The sequence below is a fragment of the Streptomyces lasalocidi genome, from assembly GCF_005280215.1.
GTDB lineage: Bacteria > Actinomycetota > Actinomycetes > Streptomycetales > Streptomycetaceae > Streptomyces > Streptomyces longwoodensis.
In genome coordinates, this window is the sequence record NZ_SZNQ01000003.1 from 80,454 (window position 1) to 98,598 (window position 18,145).

An 18,145-nucleotide genomic window follows, 5' to 3' on the forward strand; every position below is an offset into this window, starting at 1 on the left:
TGCGAAGTGGCGGCCTGCCGCGACGCGCTGGGCGTCGAGATGGCGACGCTCCCGAGGAGATCGACCGCCTCACCCGGCGCAACGAACGCCCGCTGACGGTTGTGCTCACCGCCTAATTCCGGGCCCTCCGGGTGCGCTAGATGGACGGTGGACGGCAACCCGTCGCCGCTATCTGGATGGACTCGCCCGGACGGCGGACGCGGGTATGCCCGGACTGCCCAGGGGTGCCGCGGCGCTCGTCGCGCTGGAATCCGCTGCTGCGGGGCGAGGGCCTACCCACCCCGGGCGACTTGCGGCCGCAGGCGCCGGCGGCCGGGCCCGTGAAGCGCTGTCGGCGATGCTCCGGCATAGATCAGGAGGAGAACACCGCGTTGCTGCCCAGACTGAAGCGCTGGCGGCGCCCGGGTCTGCGCAGCCCCGGACCTGGCTGATCGCGCGGGCTTTCGCCCTGACGGTGGCGCCGAAGGTCGGCTACGGATGCCCGAGGTCGCCGACCGCTCTCGGGAGGTGCGCGTCTATGCCGGCCCGCATCCGTTGGCCCAGACGCTGTCGCCGTTGACGGTCACGGTGGAGCAGACCACGGAGACATTGTAGAAGACGTACTGGGTCGGCGGTCCGGAGAGCCCGTGCACGTTGCTCGTGGCCTTGTCGATGGTGAAGTAGTACAGAGGGCCGCCGTCGACGAAGCCGCAAGCGGACTTCGAGACAAAGAGGTTGGGGAAGAGGTAGCCGCTGCCGGAGGGCAGCAGGGCGATGGACGTCGATGTCGGGCAGTGGGTGGTGGTCGTGGCCTGCGCGGCCGGCGCAGGGGCGCCGACGGCAACGGCGGCCGCGGTCAGAGCTGTCGCGCACGCCGCCACCACGCGGCGTAAGGGCTGCCTCATCGCTTTCCTCCGGTCGGTCGGGGATGCGCTGCTGCGCGCCGGGCCAGCCTCTCCACACCCAGACGCCCGGAACAGCCCGGAATAAGACAGTCCTGGAGCGCGCCGGGCTCTAGGGGCGGGCGCGCCGTGTCGGGCCGGGTGCGGGCGGGGCGTACCGTCCCGCCCGCACCCGGTTGTGGTTTCAGCGGCGGTTGTCGCCGCGGTCGCCGTGGTGGCGGTCGTAGCCCCAGGAGACTTCGTCGATGGAGCGTCCGCGGTCGTTGCGCAGGGTGGCGGTGTCGGAGCGGTTGTCCCACACGTAGTTGCGGCGGTCCTGGTAGAGGTCGGTGCGGCTGTCGCGGCCGACGCCGGTGTGGATGCGGACCGTGGCGCGGCCGGCGAGGCGGTAGTCGTCGAAGGTGTAGGTGTGGCCGTCCTCGTCCTCAAGGGTCCAGCCCTCGAGGTTGACCGCGTGACGGGCAGTGTTGGTGACCTCCACCCACTCCCTGTTCAGCGAGCGGTTGGAGCGGTCGTCCGGGCCGGGGGAGTTGTACTGGACGGCCGAGATCTCCACCAGGTGGCGCGGGGCGCGGGAGTGGTCGTCGGCGGACGCCGGCAGCGCGGCCACCGAGACGAGAGCGCCTGCTGCGAGCACGGCAGCGGCGAGACGACGACCCATGAAAGCGGAAGCGGACAAGAAGTCCCCCTAAGTGGCCCTAACAAAGCCTTTGGACGTGTCGGTGGGTGATCAGGCAGACGGCAAGGCCGAGGAAGGCCTCGTGGATGTCGTCGCGTCGTTCCCAGCGGATGCGCAGGCGGCGGAAGCCGTGCAGCCAGGAGATGGTCCGCTCGACGACCCACCGGAAGGTCCCAAGGCCGGTGCCGTGAGGCTGGCCTCGTTCGGCGATCACTGGCCGGATGCCCCGCTTGCGAAGGAGCCAGCGGTACTTGTCGTGGTCGTAGCCGCGGTCGGCGAAGAGCATGTCCGGGCGGCGTCGGGGCCGGCCGACGACTCCCGCGACCGCTGGGATCTTGTCAAGCAGCGGAAGGAGCTGGGTGACGTCGTTGCGGTTGCCGCCGGTCAGCGACACCGCGAGCGGGATGCCCTGGCCGTCGGTGAGGATGTGGTGCTTGCTGCCCGGCCGTGCGCGGTCGACCGGGCTGGGTCCGCTTTTGGGCCTCGCCGAGCCGCTCTGACATGCGAGGAGTCGATCACCGCCCGCGACCAGTCCAGCTGGTTCTTCGACCGCAGCTTGTTCAGCAGCAGCTGGTGCAGCTGGTCCCAGACGCCGGCCTCGTTCCAGGCCGCCAGACGCCGCCAGCACGTCATGCCCGAGCCGAAGCCCAGCTCCTGGGGCAAGTACTCCCACTGAATGCCGGTGTGCAGGACGAACAGGATGCCGCACAGGGCCTGCCGGTCAGGCACCCGCGGCCGTCCCTCAACCTGCTTCGGCGGCGGCTCGGGCAGCAACGGCTCGATCAGCGACCACAGTTCGTCCGACACGATCCACGGCCGCGACTGACGCTTCCCCATGCCCGCATCAACGAACGATCAAGCCGACAGTCACATGATCACGCGCTTTTGTTAGAGCCAGTAAGGGCGCGGGCACCCCCCGGCCAACGGCTCTAACGGCCGCCCGGAGCTGGTGCGGTGCGGGTGGCGGCCAGCTGGCCGCGCACACACTTTGTCCACGTCAGGCAGGCACGGAGGGCAAAACATGAGCCCTGTTACTTGCTGCTCACTTTTCAGCAACTCTCAGATGCATCCACCATTTATGTCCTGTATGCGCGATGTTGACGGTCCGGCAGGTCCGTCCGTTCAGTCCGGCCAAGGCGCGCCCTCTGCGATCGCCAGGCCACGCCACCCGGGAGACCTGCCTGGCCATCACCCGAAAGTGAGTAACAGCCCTGAGGCCGAGCGCGGGTCCCCGCCCCGCGCCGGGTCCGCGCCGCCTGAGCAAGAGGACGAGCAGCGGCGCCGTCAGTCAGGGCACCAGGAAGAAGGTCTGCGCGGGTGTGCGATGCAGCCCAGGCGGATGCTCGGAAGTGCCGTGCAGCAGGTAGTGGGCGATCCGGTGCAGGTTGGGCGTTCCGAGAGTCGCGTCGCGGCCCCGGCCTCCAACTTTCCCAGCCAGTCGACGTATGTGCCGGGCGCCGGAGCACCTCGCACCCGAGATGTGGGGCCTCAGCGGGAGTGATGCGGTGCCCCTCAGTCGGATAGACGCCTGTGGTGATGAGGTGCTCCGCCGGTGCGGAGGCATTCCGCAGCAGTGCTGCTGCTCGCCCTCTGGCCCGTTCTCCCCGCCGATGCGGGAGTGGTCCATGGCGGGGACTGGGTCGGAGGCGGCTTGTCCGACCTGCGACGCAGCCGGCGGCGCGAAGAGAACGGAGCAGGGCGAGCATTGTCTTCGGCGTCAGGGACGCAGTGTGCCCATGGACTGGGCGATGAAGAGTGCGAGAGTCGTGACGGCCATGAAGGCTGCGGCCCCCCAGCTCAGTGCCCCTGCGATGCCCTGTCCGACGGTGACCGCCAGGATGCCGGCGGTGAGGCCTGCGATGATCCCGAGCAACACGGCGATGACAATGGTCATGATTTTGACCGCCGTGCCGAGCGAGGGGGAGGGGTGTGTGCTCATGCCCGCATACCTCCTGTGGGATGCTCCGTGCGCTCCTGCGTGATGGTTGGTTGCTGAAGGACCGGTGGCCTTGGGCGCGTTCATGCATGGACCCTTGTTGGCGTGAGTGGGTCTTACCGGCGGGCCTACGAGCGTTACTGCCGGTTGCCCGGCGAGGCGCCGACACCGAGTACGCGGTGCTGCAGGAGCGCGACCCAGGCCCAAAAGACGACTGCCGGGGCGTGCAGGAGGAAGTTGCGCAGTATGTCGGCGTGGCGGCTTTCTTCGTAGTCGTAGCTGGCCTCGCGGAAGTCGTCTTGCCACCGCCGTCTGGCATGGGACGGCATGAGTGCTGCGGCCGCCCGCACGAGAAGGGGATCATCCGCATCGCCGGTCGGGTCCATCTTGGCCGCTTCCGGCTTCTTGCGGACCGACGGGGACAGCAATCCGGCGGTGATCCGGAGTAGAACCACGGCAAGCAGGCTGAGCGCTGTGACCGAACCGATAAGGGAACCGAGCAGTGTTCCCGCAGCGACACCAGCGGCAACTCCGAAGACGACCATCAGCGTGATGTTGACGATCAAACTCTCGTGATGGTCGTACCAGGAATTGAAGCGTGACATCTGCAGGCACATGACGGTGAGGGCGCAGCATCCGCCGCCCAGGGCCGCGAGCAGGTAGACGAATCGGCCTGCGTGATGGGTGGCCTTGGTCAGTGTCCGGCCGAAGCCTCGTGCGTACGAGCCGAGGGCCAAAAGACAGCTGCCGGCGGCACCGCCTGCCGCACCGCCGGCCATGCCGCTGCCGCCGATGCCGTAGAACCTGACTCCGGTGGTGCTGATGTTGCCGTGGAGTACTCCTGATCCGACGCCGATCAAAGCGCCGACGACAATGCCGAATACGGTGATCGCGACCACAACAGCGAGGGAGCGTAAGGTAGTTGTTCGGGACAGTCGCAGTCCGGTACGAACCTTCATCGGCCGGTCCCCTCGGCGAGGCCTCGCAGGGCAGTGCTGCTGGGGCGGCGGGCGGCTCGCAGGGCGTCGCTGGCCAGCCCGGCCCCTGTGGCGGTGAACCGGTAGTAGCGGCGGGCCGGGCGCTTTTCCACATGAGGGTCGATGTCCTCCATGCGGGAGGTAACCCACCCCTCGGTCTCCAGCCGCAGCAGGATCGGATGGGTGGTGCCTGGCATGAGCCCGGTCAGCTCCGACAACTCTCGCCCGTAGAGTTCGCGGGATGGATCACGTAGCAGCGCTTGCAGAACCAGCTGGGTCTGCAGTGTCATCCGCATAGCCATGACTTAACTCTAACTAGGGTCGCGATCCGCGTCCATAGCAGAGCTCTAACTAGGTGCCGTCAGTCGTGACCGACCGCTGGAACGATTCCTTTTCCCTCCGTCACCAGCGTCCCGGTGACGAGAGCCGCAGGAGACAGACACGGACACGTCGTGAACCAACGCCCGAGTCGCGGCGCCGGTCAGTCGGCCAGGGCTTGTTCGAGGGTGGGGTGACAGGGGATGAGGGTGTCGATGCCGACCAGTTGCAGGACGCGCAGGACGGGTTCCTGGGCGGCGGCGATGCGCACCCAGCCGCCTGCCTGGCTGACCTGCTGGTGGGTGGCGACGAAGACGTTGATGCCGCTGGAGTCCATGAAGGTGACCTCGCTGAGGTCCGCCACGATCCGGGGCTGCCCGGCTGCGTCTTCGGTGCGCAGGGCTTGGCGGAGCTGTTCTTTGGCGTCGTAGTCGATCTGACCGCGCAGAGACACGACGCACGTGCCGTCCACGGTGCGCGGCTCGGCGCACAGCCGGACGGTCTGATCGGCGTTGTCGGTGTGGGTCACTGTCTCCTCGACTCAGCTCGGACTTGCCCCAGGTGGGGGCCTGTGCGGATGATTCTGCCCGACTGCCTGGGCGGGATGCACTCAAGCAGATTCAAAGCGAGATCCGTGCGGCATACACGGTGCAGCAGCCGGTACTTTCGCGCGGGGGCGGGGATGCAAAGTGAGGACGGGGCCCAGTGAACAGTGCCGGTGAGGATAGCTGTACGGTCCCGGACGTCTGCCTGATGCGGACGGGGTTCACCCTGGGCGAGGACGGCGGGAGCATCGCTGAGGCCCGCCACCACGCCGCTGCCTTCCTCGACCAGGCACACACCGACCACCTGGTGCCGCTCTCCGCCCGTGCACGGGACCTCACCCAGCTGGTGGTGAGCGAGCTGGTCACCAATGCCCGCAAGTACGCTCCCGGCCCGGTGCTGGTGGAGCTACGGGTGAGTGTGCGCGCGGTAGACATCGTGGTGTGGGACAGCGAGCCCACGGTCCCCAAAGCCCGGATAGCCGATCCCGGCAGGATCGGCCAGCACGGCCTGGAGATCGTCCAGGCCGTGGCCGAGAAGCTGTTCGTCGAGCAGGAGCCGGCCGGCAAACGCATCACGGCCCGCATCGCTCTTGACGACGTTGTCAGGATCACGCAGAGCCGTGATCCAAAGGAGTCGCCCGCCGACCGGCTGCCGAGCATCCTGGAGCCGTGAGCAGCGAGCCGATCACCGTGCACCGGCCCTCGTCCTCGGGCGGTCCGCGAGTGACCTAGCGCCGTACGGCCGGGATGTGATCCTCGGGACTGCCTACAGCGACCACGACCTGGTCGTGTTCCTCGAGAGCGCCAGCGTGGCCGACCCTAGACCGCGCTGGGCGATCCGCGCCGAGTGGAGTAGCGCAATAGACCGGCCCACCCGGCCCGAGTGGGTGGTGGCCGACAAGGGCTACTCGGCCCTGACCTTCTGAACCTACCTGCGCAGACGCGGAATCAAGGCCACCATTCCCGAGCGTGTCGACCAGCTCGCGGGCCGACGCCGGCGCCGCGAGCGGCCCCGCGCCTGCGACAGGGCCGTCTACCGCCGCCGCAATGTCGTCGAACGCTGCTTCCACCGCCTCAAGCAATGGCGCGGCAGCGCCACCCGCTGCGACAAACAGCCCGACCGTTACCTCGCCGCCATCACCTTGGCCATCACACTGATCTGACTCCAGACGTGATCGACAAGACAGAGCGTGTTTCAGTGGCCGGCAACCTGCTTGTGCCGGCGTACACCTGAATGTGCACAGGTAGGTACGGACGAAAGTGCTCAGATGATCTGCCGCCAGGCGGAGAGACGGCGGACTTTGTTAACCGGTACCTTGGGCAGTCCTCACCGGCCATGATGATGAGCATCCCTGGGGCCGGCTGCAGGCCACCACGGGTGAATACTACTGATGCTCTTTGGGGAGAAATGCCGCGTATAGGGGTCTACCTCGCGCACCCACGGCCTGGCAGCTTCAACCACGCCGTGTTCGACACCGTTGTGCAACACCTGCGCGACCTTGGATGCGAGGTTCTCGCGCATGACCTCTGTGTTGAGGAATTCGCACCCGGGCTGTCCGCTGACGAGACGGAGACAGTCCGGTCTGCCACGGGCACTCACGATGCGCAGGTGGCGCTCCATCAGGCGGAGGTGGCCACACTTGATGCCATGGTCTTCGTGCACCCGAACTGGTGGGGCATGCCACCCGCTGTCCTTGCGGGTTGGGTGCAGCGTGTACTCGCGCCCGGCGTTGCCTACAAACTGGGAACCCCGGAGGGGGAGCCAGAAGGGCTGCTCAGAGCCGGCCGGGCCCTCGTCCTGAACACCTCTGATACCCCCGCCGACCGCGAAGAGGCCGAGTTCGGGGATCCGCTGCAAAGGATCTGGGCGGCATGCGTCCTGCCGTACGTAGGAGTTGCCGACGTTCGCCGGGTCGTCTTCCGAACGGTCACCGACTCTTCCGATGAAACCCGTGCCTCCTGGTTGCAGCAGGCACGTCACCACGCCGCTGCACTGCTGGCCTGATATGTAAGGCGGCGTGCTGTGCACGTTCGCCTGTACCGAGCTGGGCACCTTTACGCGAACGCCGACAGCTTGTGGCTCGTGATCATTCATGCGGGATGATCTCGGTATGCGTGATGGGGATGGGCTGTTCGAGGTCGAGCCGGTCGGCAGGAAGCGGCCGCAGGGCCGTGCGGCGGCGGTCGGCAAGACGTTTCGGGCGTTCGACCCGCATCAGGTCCTGCTGCTGCCGCCGTCGGTGGACGACTGGCTGCCCGAGGCCACCTGGCCCGGTTCGTCGCCGACCTGGTCGACGAGGTGCTCGATTTCGGGCCGGTCCTGGCGGACTACACCGAAAGGCGCGGCTACCCGCCCTATGATCCGCGGCTCATGGTGCGGCTGCTGATCTACGGTTACACCACCGGCGTCCGTTCCTCCTAGGCGATCGAGCGCCGCCTGTCCGACGACGTCGCGTTCCGGTTCCTGGCCGCCGGCCAGGAACCGGAGTTCCGCTCGATCGCCCGGCTCCGCCGCCCCCACCTCGATGCTGCCACCCCCGAGTTGGCTGCGGCCCGCCGCCGAGGCCTGCGGGAGACGTCGCCGGGCACGGGATGAGGGCCAGTGCGGGCGTGTTCAGTCGGCAATCTGCCGCATCTCCACCACGCGCAGGCCCAAGGACTGGAAACGGGCGAGAAGGCCGTACAGGTGCGCGTCGTCTATCACCGGGCCGTACAGCAGCGTCTGGCCGGAGATGATCACGTGATCGAGTTCAGGGAAGGCCTCGGTCAAGGTCTGCGACGCCCGGCCCTCGACACGGATCTCATAGCGCATGGCTGCTCCGGCTGACCGTCGACGACTGGGTCCTTTCAGACTCAGAATTCGGGTGTTCGCGGCTGCGGGCATCACCCGGCGCAGGTGAATCGCCCGGTCATGCGGCTAGTCATGCGGGCCGGCGCCGAACAGCGGTACCTGCCCGACGTCCATGTCGGTGCGGAGGCGTGGGGCCGGGCCGGATGGCGGAACCTTCCAGCGTCGCGGGCGACGTCGACGGCCACTTCCAGGACCACTGCGGGCTCCACCAGGACAGTGTTGAGCGTGTGCTGGGTTCCCCAGCCGGCCGAGAACGTCCATCCCTGCCACGGGTGCGCGCCTGCCGGCCGGATCAGAATATCGCCCAGGAGCCGCCCGAGACGCTCGGGCAGCGCGGTGCTCCGCCCGACGTACTGCAAGCGGCCCGCAGGGTCGTAGCGTCCCAGCAGCACGCTCCTGGGCAAGGCGAGACGGCCGGTGACGGCGCCGATGACGGCCTCGGTGGTGGTGCGCACCTTGTACTTGCGCCACGCCCAGGCGCCCGCGGTGTAGGGATCCTCCAGCCGCTTGAAGCACAGGCCTTCCAGCCCGGCCGCCGTCCACTCCAGCCATCCCTGCGCCACGGCCGGATCGGTGGTCGACGAGCACAACGTGAACGGCGCCCCCAAACGGTGGTCGGCGAACAGGGCCACCAAAGCCGCGCGCCGCCGCTCGTACGACCAGCCGGCCAGGTCCCTTCCGTCCCTGTGGACCAGGTCGAAGACCACGTAGTGCGCCGGCCACTGCGCAGCCCCTTCGGCGGCGCCGCGTCCGCGCTGGGCCAGGCGCTGCCGGAGCCGCTCGAACGCGAGCCGGCCGTGCTCCCACACCACCAGCTCGCCGTCCAGGCCGGTGTCCGCCGGCAGCTGCGCGAGAGCAGCGGCGCGGATTTCGGGGAACGAGGCGGTCATGTCGGTGCCCTGCCTTAGTACTGCAACGGTGCTTGTCCTGAGTGCTGGGCAGTTCTCAGGGGCTGTGGCCGCGTCGTCTGTAGTGACTGATGCGTGCCTGGTGTTGGCGTCGTCGGCGCCATGTCGACCAGTGCAGGATGTGGTCGACCGGCACCGGTCGGCGGTCGGTGAGGCGGGTGATCAGTCGTCGGATCTCGGCGAGGCTGAGGTGGATGAGCTGGGAGGATCCGTTTCTGCTTTCTCTGCATCCAGCTGGCGGGATCGCAGGACGGTGAGGCAGGCGTGGACTGCCATGGCAAGGGTCATGTGGCGGTGCCAGCCGGGATAGCGGCGGACCTGGTAGTCGTCCAGGCCGCATTCCTGCTTGGCGCTCTGGAAGCATTCCTCGACGGCCCAGCGGCTGCCCGCTATGCGTATGAGTTCGTCCAGTGTGGTGTCGGTGGGGCAGTAGGCGATGTAGTAGGAGATCTCCTCGGGTCGGCTGACGCTGCGGCGGGCGAGGACCCAGTGCCGGCGGTCTTCACGGTGCCACGGCCGCACTTCGACGCGGGCCCAGTCGTAGATCCGCCGGCCGTGTGCCCCTTCGCCGCAGGAACGGCGTTTCCACTTCTGCCGCGGCAGGCCGGGAAACAGGTCGTGCACGGGGTGGTCGAGGGCAAAGCGGGTGACGACGGTGTCGTGCCGGGTGGTGGCCATGACGTGGAAGACATCGGCCTGCTCGAGCTCGTAGCGCCAGCCCTTGCTGTAGCCGTAGGCGGCATCCGCCGTCACCCAGGCGAACGGGATCCGATCCGCAATGGCTTTGCGGACCATCGCCTTGGCTATGGCCATCTTCGTGGCGAAGGCGACCTCATCGCCGATGCCGGCCCGGCGACAGCGTTCTCGGTCCTCCGTCCAGGAGGTGGGCAGATAGAGCCGCCGGTCGATCAGGGTGCGGCCGCGGCCGGTGGCGTAGGCGAGGAACACTCCGATCTGGCAGTTCTCGGTGCGGCCGGCGGTTCCGGAGTACTGCCGCTGAACGCCGGCCGAGCGCAGGCCCTTCTTCAGGAAGCCGGTGTCATCCACGATCAGCACGGCGTCCCGGTCGCCGAGGTGTTCCACCACGTAGTCGCGTACATCGTCCAGGACCTCATCCGCGTCCCACTCGATCCGGTTCAGCAACCGGTGGAGACGGTCCGGGCCTGCATGCCCGGCCTCCTCCGCCAGCGTCCAGCCGTTCTTGCGCTCCAGCGGAGCAATCAGCCCCCCGCATGTAAGCGAGCGCCGACTGGCGTGGCTCTTCCCGGTTGAACCGGTGCACGAACCGGTCATGCAGAGCGCCCAGTTCACCGGCCCACAGCCTGACATCAGCAAGGTCCCCACCCATGACCACACCAACGACCGAGCTGGCCAGCAGTCACGGCAAACACCGTTGCAGTACTAAGGCCGAGTTGGTGTTGTCGGTGGAGGAGCGGGCTGCGCTTGAGGGGTGGGTGCGGCGTCGTTCGACTCCTCAGTCGTGGGCGGTGCGGTGCCGGATCATCCTGGCCTGCGCGGACGGCATGTCGAACAAGGATGTCGGTGCCCTGGTGGGCATGACGGGGCAGTCGGTGGGCCGCTGGCGCTCGAGGTTCGTCGAGCATCGGATCGCCGGTCTGGGTGACCTGCCCAGATCCGGCGGCCCTCGTTCGGTGAGCGACGAGCAGGTCGCCGCACTGGTGAAGCGGACGTTGGAGTCGACCCCGAGGAATGCCACGCACTGGTCGACGAGAGCGATGGCCAAAGAACTCGGCCTGTCCCAGTCGACCGTTTCTCGGATCTGGCGTGCCTTCGGTCTGCAGCCGCACCGCTCGCAGACCTTCAAGCTGTCGACGGACCCGTACTTCGTCGACAAGGTGCACGATGTCGTGGGCCTGTATATGGACCCGCCCGAGCGGGCGCTGGTGTTCTGCGTGGACGAGAAGACGCAGATCCAGGCCCTGGTCCGCTCCCAGCCGGTACTGCCGATGATGCCCGGCGTTCCTCAGCGGGTCACCCACGACTACGTCCGCGCCGGCACCACCACCTTGTTCGCGGCACTCGAGGTCGCCACCGGCAAAGTGATCGGATCCCTGCACCGCCGGCACCGGGCCGAGGAGTTCAAGAAGTTCCTGATCAAGCTTGACCAGGAGATCCCGGCAGATCTGCAGGTGCACCTGATCCTCGACAACTACGCCACCCACAAGACGCCGGCCATCAAAAGCTGGCTGATCGCCCACCCCCGCTTCCAGATGCACTTCACGCCCACCGGTTCGTCCTGGCTCAACCTTGTGGAGCGGTGGTTCGCTGAGCTGACCAACAAGCAGATACGACGCGGCGTCCACAAGAGCGTCCACGCTCTCGAGAAGGACATCCGCACCTGGATCGCCACATGGAACACCGACCCCAAGCCCTACATCTGGACCAGAACCGCGGACGAGATCCTCGAACGCCTCGCCAGCTATTTACGCAGGATTCCTGACTCAGGAGACTAGCAGCGTGACTCTCGAACTCGACCACGTCCGAGACATCCTTCCGGACGTGAGCTACGGCCAGCGGAGCAACTCCTGCAACACCTCGTCCTGGGGCGAGGTGGGGAAGGCGCAGTTCTACTTCATCTACATCGGCTCCACTAGGCTCGACGTCAACAGCGTCATCACCCGCTACTGACAGCGTTCGGACCTATGTGGCCCCTCGGATCTGCGAGGGGCCACGCCTCTCAGAAAAAGTTGACAGAAGGCCAGAATGACCATCCACGTCTCGCGCTGTTACTTCGCCTACCGGCGCCGGGAACCCATCCTGCAAGACCTGACCCTTGACCTGCCGTCAGGGTGCCTTGTGCTCCTGGGGCCCAACGGCGCCGGTAAGTCGACGTTGCTGGGACTCCTCGCATCCGGCCTCATTCCAAGCGCAGGCAGCGTGACGCTCGGTGACCTGGACACGCGCAGGCGCGGCGACTTGAGACCGTATCGGCAGCAAGTCGGCTGGCTGCCTCAACAGGTGGCTCCGGTACCCGGATTGCGTGTCAGAGAGCAGGCGGCGTATGCCGGATGGCTGAAGGGCCTGTCACGGCGTGAAGCATGGGACAGATCGCTGGACGCGATCAAACAAGTCGGACTGCATGAGCTGGCCGAACGCTCTGCCGCGCAGTTGTCGGGTGGCCAGCTGCGCCGCCTGGGCATTGCTCAGACAATGGTGCACTCCGCCCGAGTGGTCCTGATGGATGAACCAACCGCTGGCCTCGATCCCACGCAGCGCAGGGTCTTTCGCGGCCTTCTGGAAGACCTCAAGAATCAGGCGAGCTTCGTCGTTTCCACACACCAGACCGACGACCTGGAAGACAGCTACGACTCGGTCATTCTCCTTGACCGAGGAAACGTCCTCTTCCAGGGACCGACCGTGTCCTTCCTTGACCTCGCCCCTCACCAGGTGGCATCAGGACGCCGGGCTGAAGCCGCCTATGCCGGCCTGGTCAAGGGGGAGGCGTAGACATGCCCTGGAGCACCGTACTGCGTGTGTCCGTCGCCCCTCGTATCGGCCTTCTGCTGATCGTCTGGCTGCTGGCCTATCGCGACAGCGTCACGGAACTGGTGACCAGCGGGTACTGGGATTCAGTCGCCGGCCAAAGCTCATCCCTGCTGGTCTGGACAGCACCAGCCGTGGCTGCCTGCGGCGCCTGGGAGGGAATGCGCGTCCGGCAGGCACGGACTCTGCAAGGAGCACCGGCGCGGAGCTGCACGACGGTGTCGCTCGCGGTGCTTTCGCCTACTCTCGTTCTGGGAGTGCTCGCGGTCATGCTGTCCCTGGGCCTGCTCCTTCCGCAGGCCGAGGGCACCCCTGATCGCATCACAGCGGCGATCCTTGTCCTGGAGCTGCTGGTCGTGGCGACGCACACCGTCGTCGGATACGTCCTCGGGCTGAGTCTGCCCCGGTTGCTGGCCGTACCGGTGGCCCTGGTGGGGAGCTTCGTGTGGATGGCCTACCCGGCGGCGATGAACGTCTTCTGGGTGCGTCAACTGAACGGTACGAACCTGGCCGAGTGCTGCGAGCTGGACCAAGTGGCCGCTCCCCGCAGCATCTTCGCCCCGGCTCTCGTCTCCATCGGACTGCTTGTAGCGGTCTGGCTGGTGACGGCGCGGAGATGGGGACCGCGACTCCTTGCTCCCGTTGTCCTGACCACTGTCGTAGCCGTCTCGGCTTGGATCGTCCACCCCCTCGGGTACAGAGCCGCCGAATCCCGCCCCACCGCCTCGCGAACGTGCTCAGGTACCCACCCGCAGGTCTGCCTCTGGCCCGAACAGCGCGACGCGGCAAAGGACGTCACCGCATGGGCAACGGACGCCTACAAGCGTCTGACTGCCGCCGGCGTCACGCCAACTGCTCAGCTGGTGTCCCGATCGTCGACACCGACCTCCGACGACGTCCGAGCCCTTCTCGCGCTGAGCGTCCTGCCCAAGGACATCCCGGCCTGCGCTCATACCGGTGAGTGGCCAGGAAGCACGGCATACGGACCCCTGAGTGTCTGGCTCACCATCACCGCAGGCGCGGACGCGCAAGTTGTGGCGTCCCGCTATGCGCCCCCCGAAGTCGAGGCCGCCAAACGTGTCCTCGAACAATCCCAGCAGGACCAGCGAGCCTGGTTCCAGCAGAACGCCAAGACGCTCACCCGCTGTGACCTGCAACCCGTCCTCTGACACAGGGAACCTTCAAGTCCGCCACAACGAGCCAACCGACAGAAAGAAACACCTATGGACTGGTGGTTCCAGGTCCGTCGAGTACCCGCCGTCTGTGCCGGCCTCGTGGCCTGCCTGGTACTCGGTGCCGTCGCCGACTCCATCCAAGTGCCCGTGCCGGTCATCGCAGGCGGAGTCTCCTTCTCATTCCCCCTGCCCTTCCTGCTGCCCCTGGCCCCGGTATGCCTCATCCTGCACGGACAATCCCGTGGAGGAAGCTCCATTGAAGCGACCGCAGTGCGCCCTGTCGGACTGTGGGACGCAGGACTCATGACGGCCTGCACACTCGTGATGCTCGCCGGAGGCTGGCTCATCTCCTCGATGTCCGGCCATATCCTCGCCGCAGGCATGGCCCGAAATTTCCTGGGCTACCTCGGACTCGCCCTACTGCTGCGCCTCCTCACCAGCCCTCGTGTCGCGGCCGTAATCGTCACCATCTTCCCGATTGCGTGCGCAGCGTTCGGAGTGGACCACGGAGTACCTGCACGCTGGGCGTGGCCACTGCATGAGCCCACCTACCTACCGGCATTCATCGCAGCCATCGTTGTGGGATCCGCCGGGCTGGCGTGCTCAGTTCTCCCCCTTACCGCTGACCGCCTGACCCGGCTCTTGCGGTAGTGACGTGACGAAAGCACAAAAGCAGTCGGCCCGCACCGCTGACGCATATCGGTCAACGGCTGCGGCCGGTGCCGGCAACTGTGAGCATGCCACGCGGGCGGGCCGGATGCTTGAACCGCCAGCACGATCCGGGCCAAAGCCTTGACTGCAGGGCGTCACAGCCCCTCGAGCATCATCACAGGCCCCGGGGACGCCACCAGCGTCGGGGTCGAAGGCCGTGTATCGGTCCAACCTGCGTCCGGGCCGCAGAATGCCGTGCGCAGCCCCCCTCTTCCTGCCAACCTCTGGATATGCCGTCTATCAGTCACGCCGGAGCCGTCCACGTCGAGTACAACCACTTCCCCGTAGGGGAGCTGTGGGAGCCGGGATTTGAACGCAAGGATGACAGGCCGAACTTCCAGACGGATGAGGCAGTCATCGTGGTACCTGGCCGCATCATCGTGAGATCACGCTTGCAGGAGGACTTCGCGTCCGTCGCCCTGGCCCTCAGTGACCGTCGTGATCAGGCTCCCGGGCCCGAGTGGGCACTCATCGCCTCGGTAACGTACCGGCCTGTCTACAAAGGCCGCATGGCTGCGTTCGACACGACCAACGGCCCGGCGGGAAGCGCTGATAAGGTCCTCGAAGCCTTCGGATGCCTAGTGCCCCCGGGTGAAGCCGCCATCAGCCTTGAACCATCTCATGTCTACGACGTCCAGGTGTGGGCGCGTGGCGGGTGGTACGCCCCGGAGCGGTTCAATGCCGTCGGGCCAGAAGCCGAGGCCTCTGACCCTACGGCGTATGTGGTCGTGTTCTCTCCGTCCGGAACGCAGGAAGCACCGGCTCCTGCCGCTCACGAGAGCCGGCGAGAGCGCCTGGCTCGCACCCGTGGCAAGCTGCCGCTCAACATGCGGTGACCGTGCGAGAAGCACCCGGCGGGGCAGCTTGTTGAGGGCCCCCGGGAGGGACGGATCTGACGGCTACTCCACGTACATGCCGTACAGGTCGTTATGGAGGATCCGGTCGGCGCCGTACCAGCTGCCCAGCTCGCGGCCCGCCTGTTCGTTCTCCGTGCCGGGAACGTAGCGGACGGAGAAGTTGCCGTCACCCTTGCCGGCGCCCTCCTGGGTAGAGGCGAAGGGGTATTCGTCGCACTGGTAGCTGTCGCTGGGGCGGGTCAAGCCCCTGCAGGCTGTGTTCTTGGCGTTGAGGTTCTTGCGCGCCGTTTCAGCTGCGGCAGCGTCATAGTTGGCCCAGTTGCGGTGCAGCGACCGACACAGTGTTCTTGATGATGGTGGTCATCGCGCCGGGACTCACGGACAGGTACCGGATGAGGAAGTCCCGTTGACTGGGATCAGCCAGAGCCAGTACCCGGCTGCCCGCGTGGAGACCCTTGGTGATCCACGAACCGTCGAGCCGCTCGAGCGTGGCATCGACGTGAGACCCTGACGAGGGGATGCCTCCCAGCCGCTGGATAACCTCCTGCCATGGCACCAGTTGCGAGTCCATCACTGACAGCGTCAGCAGCAACTGCTGGTCGACCAGCGGAAGCGCCCGAAAGCTCGCACCCCAGATCTCATAAGGGTTTTCCAGAGCCTCGTCCAGGTCATCGATCAGCTCCTGAGCACTTCGTGCTCTGTTGCGCTGTACGACGAGTTCCACGAGACGAGGGGAATAGTTCCGGTGGCCGACCACCTGCTGCCACCAGGACCAAGCGGCAAGATCACGGCGAGTCTGCGGATCAGTTATGGCGAGGTGGACATGGTTGAAGAGCATCCGGCCGCGTATGTCGTAGGGGAGGCGTTCGACCGTGACATGGCAGTGTGCAAGCCGGTCCATCGCCCGTCGGGACGCGTCACTGACCCGCACCGTTTCCTGCAGGACCTGCACCCGACTCGTCATGATCAGGACCTTGGCCGTCGTGCCACCGGTCTGCCGCTGCGCTATCGACTCGATAAATTCGGACATGTCTGCGTCATGGTGACGTGAACCTTAGTCCTGACGGTGTGTCTGGCCCCAGGCATCGTCGAAGAAGAACACCGTGGGAGTGTCGTCCTCGAGCCACGTCCACCATTGATCGACGGTCCGCGGGTCAACGATCACCCGAAAGCCGCGGTGCCACCACAGCAGCAACAGATACTCGGCGATCGTTGTCTTGCCTGCTCCGGGCGCCCCGCTCAGCAGCACACAGCCGTGCTGCTCGAGCGTGAACCTAGCGACCTCGCAGGCCTCGTGATGCACGAAACGCAGGTAGTTGCGCTCAATACGCTGGATCCTGGACTCGCCGCGAAGGAAGACCCCGTCCTGCATCATGGCGCGCACGGCCTGCGTCGAGGAGATCCACAGCTTGAAATGACGCCGCTCGACCTCGGGATGCAAAGCGAGCGCAGCGTTGAGCCACCCCCGCCCGTGCACCTCCACTGTTCCGGCAACTCCCGACAGTGCTTCCTGCGTTTCCCTCTCGCTGGCAGGGGTCAGGTCGGCAGACGTGACGAAGACGTATCGGACCGGCACGAAGCCCATGCCTGCTGCTCTGCCCGCCTCCTTCCTGGCTGCCCGGAGCACTGAGCCCCTGTCCGCAGAGGGCGTGTGCTTGCACTGCGCCACCACCCAGCCCTCGTCCGAGACCGACTTCAGGTCAATGCCCCCGTCCGCCCCCACCCGAAAAGTGGAGTACACCAACCGGTCCTGAGCGGAGAGCAAGTCACGGACGAACACTTCGAAGTCATCGGGCGACAAGCTCGCGAAGTCATAGTCTGGAGCAGCGATTTCGCTCACCTCTCACGATCTGCAGCGCATCGACTGAGGCCGGTCGCCCCCAGAAGGTCGTACCACACCACCACCGGCCCTCACGGGCGGCCAGCGTCACGGCGGCCACGTTGTACGAACTGCTTGCCGAGATGCTGCGCCTGACAGGCCGGATGATCTCCTCTCAGACGGACAGTCGACTGCTGTACATCTGTCTGCGCTCACAGTGAGACACTGGTTACCGGCTGCCGTGGGACGCAGTCGCGCGAGGGGGAGCGGCGGGGGGACGGAGGAATGCGGTGAGCCGTTGGTATCAGCCGCAGGAGCAATGGCCCAGACACCAAAAACCATGGTGGAGGGAAACCATCGACCTGGCGCGGTCCGCCGGGTGGCACCTGCAGTACCTCGATGGACACGCCTGGGGCCGCATCGTGTGCGATCCAAGCGAAGACAACCCCTGCACAGTCCCGATCTTCAGCACGGGAACGAGCGGGGAATCCGCAGCCCGCACTGCACGCAGAACCGTTGAACGGTGTGACCACCTTGCGGCCGCGGAAGCCGGGCAGATCCTGGTCAGGGCCGGTGTACTGCTCGACCGGGCCGAGGCGCTCCTGGATGCTGCAAGCCGTCTGCTGCAAGCCGCGGACAAGCAAGCTGAAGCCGAAGAGCTTCTGCAAGGAGCCGCTACGGCGGCCGATGAAGCTGAAAAGCTGACCCAGGCCCTGCAGCGGGAGGCGGACGGCGACAGGCTCACGGTCGAGGCCTACGAGATGCTGCCGGAAGACCGGCAACTGGGATACCCGCCCGCATCAGAGGAGGTAGGCGCTTTGATCTCTGATGCGTCAACACACGCTGACGAGGCTGAGCAGCTCGCCGGGCGTCTTCCTGCCGGTGATCACAGCGTCCCTCTCCAGGAGAGGATCACACAGGTCAGGACACGTGTGACGGACCTCTCCGGTCACTTCTAGCCGCGCTGGAATGCGAACCGGTCAC

The 18,145-nt window shown here is 66.6% G+C and carries 18 protein-coding genes and 5 pseudogenes; 10 read left to right on the forward strand and 13 right to left on the reverse strand.

Annotated elements, in window-relative coordinates; genetic code table 11:
• Positions 1-515: 515 nt before the first annotated feature.
• The 7 genes and pseudogenes from E4U91_RS35845 to E4U91_RS35875 form a co-directional block, all read right to left on the reverse strand.
• Complete coding sequence (locus tag E4U91_RS35845; protein WP_137311246.1) at positions 516-884, reverse strand: hypothetical protein; 369 nt, start codon at positions 882-884, stop codon at positions 516-518.
• A gap of 181 nt (positions 885-1,065) precedes the next feature.
• The gene (locus E4U91_RS35850) at positions 1,066-1,560 is read right to left on the reverse strand and encodes a lamin tail domain-containing protein (protein ID WP_137311247.1); all 495 of its coding nucleotides are present in this window, start codon (positions 1,558-1,560) and stop codon (positions 1,066-1,068) included.
• Positions 1,561-1,579: 19 nt separating this feature from the next.
• Positions 1,580-2,397 (reverse strand): annotated as a pseudogene (locus tag E4U91_RS35855) (IS5 family transposase).
• A gap of 880 nt (positions 2,398-3,277) precedes the next feature.
• Positions 3,278-3,499, reverse strand: a complete 222-nt coding sequence (locus E4U91_RS35860; protein ID WP_137311248.1) for a hypothetical protein — start codon at positions 3,497-3,499, stop codon at positions 3,278-3,280.
• 134 nt (positions 3,500-3,633) lie between these two features.
• Complete coding sequence (locus E4U91_RS35865) at positions 3,634-4,395, reverse strand: hypothetical protein (protein WP_137311249.1); 762 nt, start codon at positions 4,393-4,395, stop codon at positions 3,634-3,636.
• 56 nt (positions 4,396-4,451) lie between these two features.
• Complete coding sequence (locus tag E4U91_RS35870) at positions 4,452-4,775, reverse strand: PadR family transcriptional regulator (RefSeq protein ID WP_241678945.1); 324 nt, start codon at positions 4,773-4,775, stop codon at positions 4,452-4,454.
• A gap of 179 nt (positions 4,776-4,954) precedes the next feature.
• The gene (locus E4U91_RS35875; protein ID WP_137311250.1) at positions 4,955-5,320 is read right to left on the reverse strand and encodes an STAS domain-containing protein; all 366 of its coding nucleotides are present in this window, start codon (positions 5,318-5,320) and stop codon (positions 4,955-4,957) included.
• 224 nt (positions 5,321-5,544) lie between these two features.
• Between E4U91_RS35875 and E4U91_RS35880 the strand changes: the two genes are divergently transcribed.
• From E4U91_RS35880 to E4U91_RS35890, 3 genes and pseudogenes are all read left to right on the forward strand, one after another.
• Positions 5,545-6,009, forward strand: coding sequence for an ATP-binding protein (locus E4U91_RS35880; RefSeq protein WP_137311251.1), 465 nt, complete (start codon positions 5,545-5,547; stop codon positions 6,007-6,009).
• Between the two features lie 199 nt (positions 6,010-6,208).
• A pseudogene (locus tag E4U91_RS35885) lies at positions 6,209-6,499 on the forward strand (transposase); the annotation flags it as partial.
• Between the two features lie 245 nt (positions 6,500-6,744).
• Positions 6,745-7,341 carry an NAD(P)H-dependent oxidoreductase gene (locus tag E4U91_RS35890; RefSeq protein ID WP_137311252.1) on the forward strand — a complete coding sequence of 199 codons (597 nt, stop codon included), beginning with the start codon at positions 6,745-6,747 and terminating at the stop codon, positions 7,339-7,341.
• Positions 7,342-7,423: 82 nt separating this feature from the next.
• Here the strand turns inward: E4U91_RS35890 and E4U91_RS39705 are convergent, their stop codons facing one another.
• Positions 7,424-7,552 carry a hypothetical protein gene (locus E4U91_RS39705; RefSeq protein ID WP_277755386.1) on the reverse strand — a complete coding sequence of 43 codons (129 nt, stop codon included), beginning with the start codon at positions 7,550-7,552 and terminating at the stop codon, positions 7,424-7,426.
• A 6-nt stretch (positions 7,553-7,558) separates the two neighbouring features.
• Between E4U91_RS39705 and E4U91_RS35895 the strand changes: the two are divergent.
• Positions 7,559-7,866, forward strand: a pseudogene (locus E4U91_RS35895) (transposase); the annotation flags it as partial.
• 84 nt (positions 7,867-7,950) lie between these two features.
• On the opposite strand, the gene E4U91_RS35900 reads toward E4U91_RS35895, so the two are convergent.
• From E4U91_RS35900 to E4U91_RS35915, 3 genes and pseudogenes are all read right to left on the reverse strand, one after another.
• Positions 7,951-8,148, reverse strand: a complete 198-nt coding sequence (locus tag E4U91_RS35900; protein ID WP_137311253.1) for a hypothetical protein — start codon at positions 8,146-8,148, stop codon at positions 7,951-7,953.
• A 71-nt stretch (positions 8,149-8,219) separates the two neighbouring features.
• Positions 8,220-9,077: an ATP-dependent DNA ligase gene (locus E4U91_RS35905; protein WP_241678947.1), complete on the reverse strand. Its 858-nt coding sequence runs from the start codon at positions 9,075-9,077 to the stop codon at positions 8,220-8,222.
• A 180-nt stretch (positions 9,078-9,257) separates the two neighbouring features.
• Positions 9,258-10,443: pseudogene (locus E4U91_RS35915) on the reverse strand (IS701 family transposase).
• On the opposite strand from E4U91_RS35915, the gene E4U91_RS35920 reads away from it, so the two are divergent.
• The 5 genes from E4U91_RS35920 to E4U91_RS35935 all read left to right on the forward strand — a co-directional run bounded on the left by E4U91_RS35920 (position 10,442) and on the right by E4U91_RS35935 (position 15,321).
• On the forward strand, positions 10,442-11,569 hold the full coding sequence (locus E4U91_RS35920) for an IS630 family transposase (RefSeq protein WP_137311254.1): 1,128 nt from the start codon (positions 10,442-10,444) through the stop codon (positions 11,567-11,569). The pseudogene E4U91_RS35915 and the gene E4U91_RS35920 sit on opposite strands and share 2 nt — an antisense overlap.
• Before the next feature lie 4 nt (positions 11,570-11,573).
• Positions 11,574-11,744 carry a hypothetical protein gene (locus E4U91_RS38335; protein ID WP_168218307.1) on the forward strand — a complete coding sequence of 57 codons (171 nt, stop codon included), beginning with the start codon at positions 11,574-11,576 and terminating at the stop codon, positions 11,742-11,744.
• A gap of 75 nt (positions 11,745-11,819) precedes the next feature.
• Positions 11,820-12,563, forward strand: a complete 744-nt coding sequence (locus E4U91_RS35925) for an ATP-binding cassette domain-containing protein (RefSeq protein WP_137311255.1) — start codon at positions 11,820-11,822, stop codon at positions 12,561-12,563.
• A gap of 2 nt (positions 12,564-12,565) precedes the next feature.
• On the forward strand, positions 12,566-13,768 hold the full coding sequence (locus E4U91_RS35930) for a DUF7224 domain-containing protein (protein WP_137311256.1): 1,203 nt from the start codon (positions 12,566-12,568) through the stop codon (positions 13,766-13,768).
• 947 nt (positions 13,769-14,715) lie between these two features.
• Entirely contained in the window at positions 14,716-15,321 is a 606-nt protein-coding gene (locus E4U91_RS35935; protein WP_137311257.1) for a hypothetical protein, read from the forward strand.
• A 63-nt stretch (positions 15,322-15,384) separates the two neighbouring features.
• On the opposite strand, the gene E4U91_RS35940 is transcribed toward E4U91_RS35935, so the two are convergent.
• Positions 15,385-15,684: a NucA/NucB deoxyribonuclease domain-containing protein gene (locus tag E4U91_RS35940; protein ID WP_137311258.1), complete on the reverse strand. Its 300-nt coding sequence runs from the start codon at positions 15,682-15,684 to the stop codon at positions 15,385-15,387.
• A pseudogene (locus tag E4U91_RS39845) lies at positions 15,647-17,182 on the reverse strand (nSTAND3 domain-containing NTPase). Before E4U91_RS39845 ends, E4U91_RS35940 begins: the two are co-directional and overlap by 38 nt.
• 269 nt (positions 17,183-17,451) lie before the next feature.
• Here E4U91_RS39845 and E4U91_RS35955 point away from each other — a divergent pair.
• Positions 17,452-18,120, forward strand: coding sequence for a hypothetical protein (locus E4U91_RS35955; protein WP_137311261.1), 669 nt, complete (start codon positions 17,452-17,454; stop codon positions 18,118-18,120).
• The last annotated feature ends 25 nt before the right edge of the window (positions 18,121-18,145 follow it).

Excerpts from the sequence above, each read along its gene's own strand:
- E4U91_RS35925 (WP_137311255.1), top strand. The coding sequence starts at position 11,820 with ATGACCATCCACGTCTCGCGCTGTTACTTCGCCTACCGGCGCCGGGAA.
- E4U91_RS35860 (WP_137311248.1), bottom strand. The coding sequence starts at position 3,499 with ATGAGCACACACCCCTCCCCCTCGCTCGGCACGGCGGTCAAAATCATG.
- E4U91_RS35890 (WP_137311252.1), top strand. The coding sequence starts at position 6,745 with ATGCCGCGTATAGGGGTCTACCTCGCGCACCCACGGCCTGGCAGCTTC.
- E4U91_RS35845 (WP_137311246.1), bottom strand. The coding sequence starts at position 884 with ATGAGGCAGCCCTTACGCCGCGTGGTGGCGGCGTGCGCGACAGCTCTG.
- E4U91_RS35880 (WP_137311251.1), top strand. The coding sequence starts at position 5,545 with ATGCGGACGGGGTTCACCCTGGGCGAGGACGGCGGGAGCATCGCTGAG.
- E4U91_RS35905 (WP_241678947.1), bottom strand. The coding sequence starts at position 9,077 with ATGACCGCCTCGTTCCCCGAAATCCGCGCCGCTGCTCTCGCGCAGCTG.
- E4U91_RS39705 (WP_277755386.1), bottom strand. The coding sequence starts at position 7,552 with ATGCGGGTCGAACGCCCGAAACGTCTTGCCGACCGCCGCCGCACGGCC.
- E4U91_RS35930 (WP_137311256.1), top strand. The coding sequence starts at position 12,566 with ATGCCCTGGAGCACCGTACTGCGTGTGTCCGTCGCCCCTCGTATCGGC.
- E4U91_RS35870 (WP_241678945.1), bottom strand. The coding sequence starts at position 4,775 with ATGGCTATGCGGATGACACTGCAGACCCAGCTGGTTCTGCAAGCGCTG.
- E4U91_RS35900 (WP_137311253.1), bottom strand. The coding sequence starts at position 8,148 with ATGCGCTATGAGATCCGTGTCGAGGGCCGGGCGTCGCAGACCTTGACC.
- E4U91_RS35935 (WP_137311257.1), top strand. The coding sequence starts at position 14,716 with ATGCCGTCTATCAGTCACGCCGGAGCCGTCCACGTCGAGTACAACCAC.
- E4U91_RS35920 (WP_137311254.1), top strand. The coding sequence starts at position 10,442 with ATGACCACACCAACGACCGAGCTGGCCAGCAGTCACGGCAAACACCGT.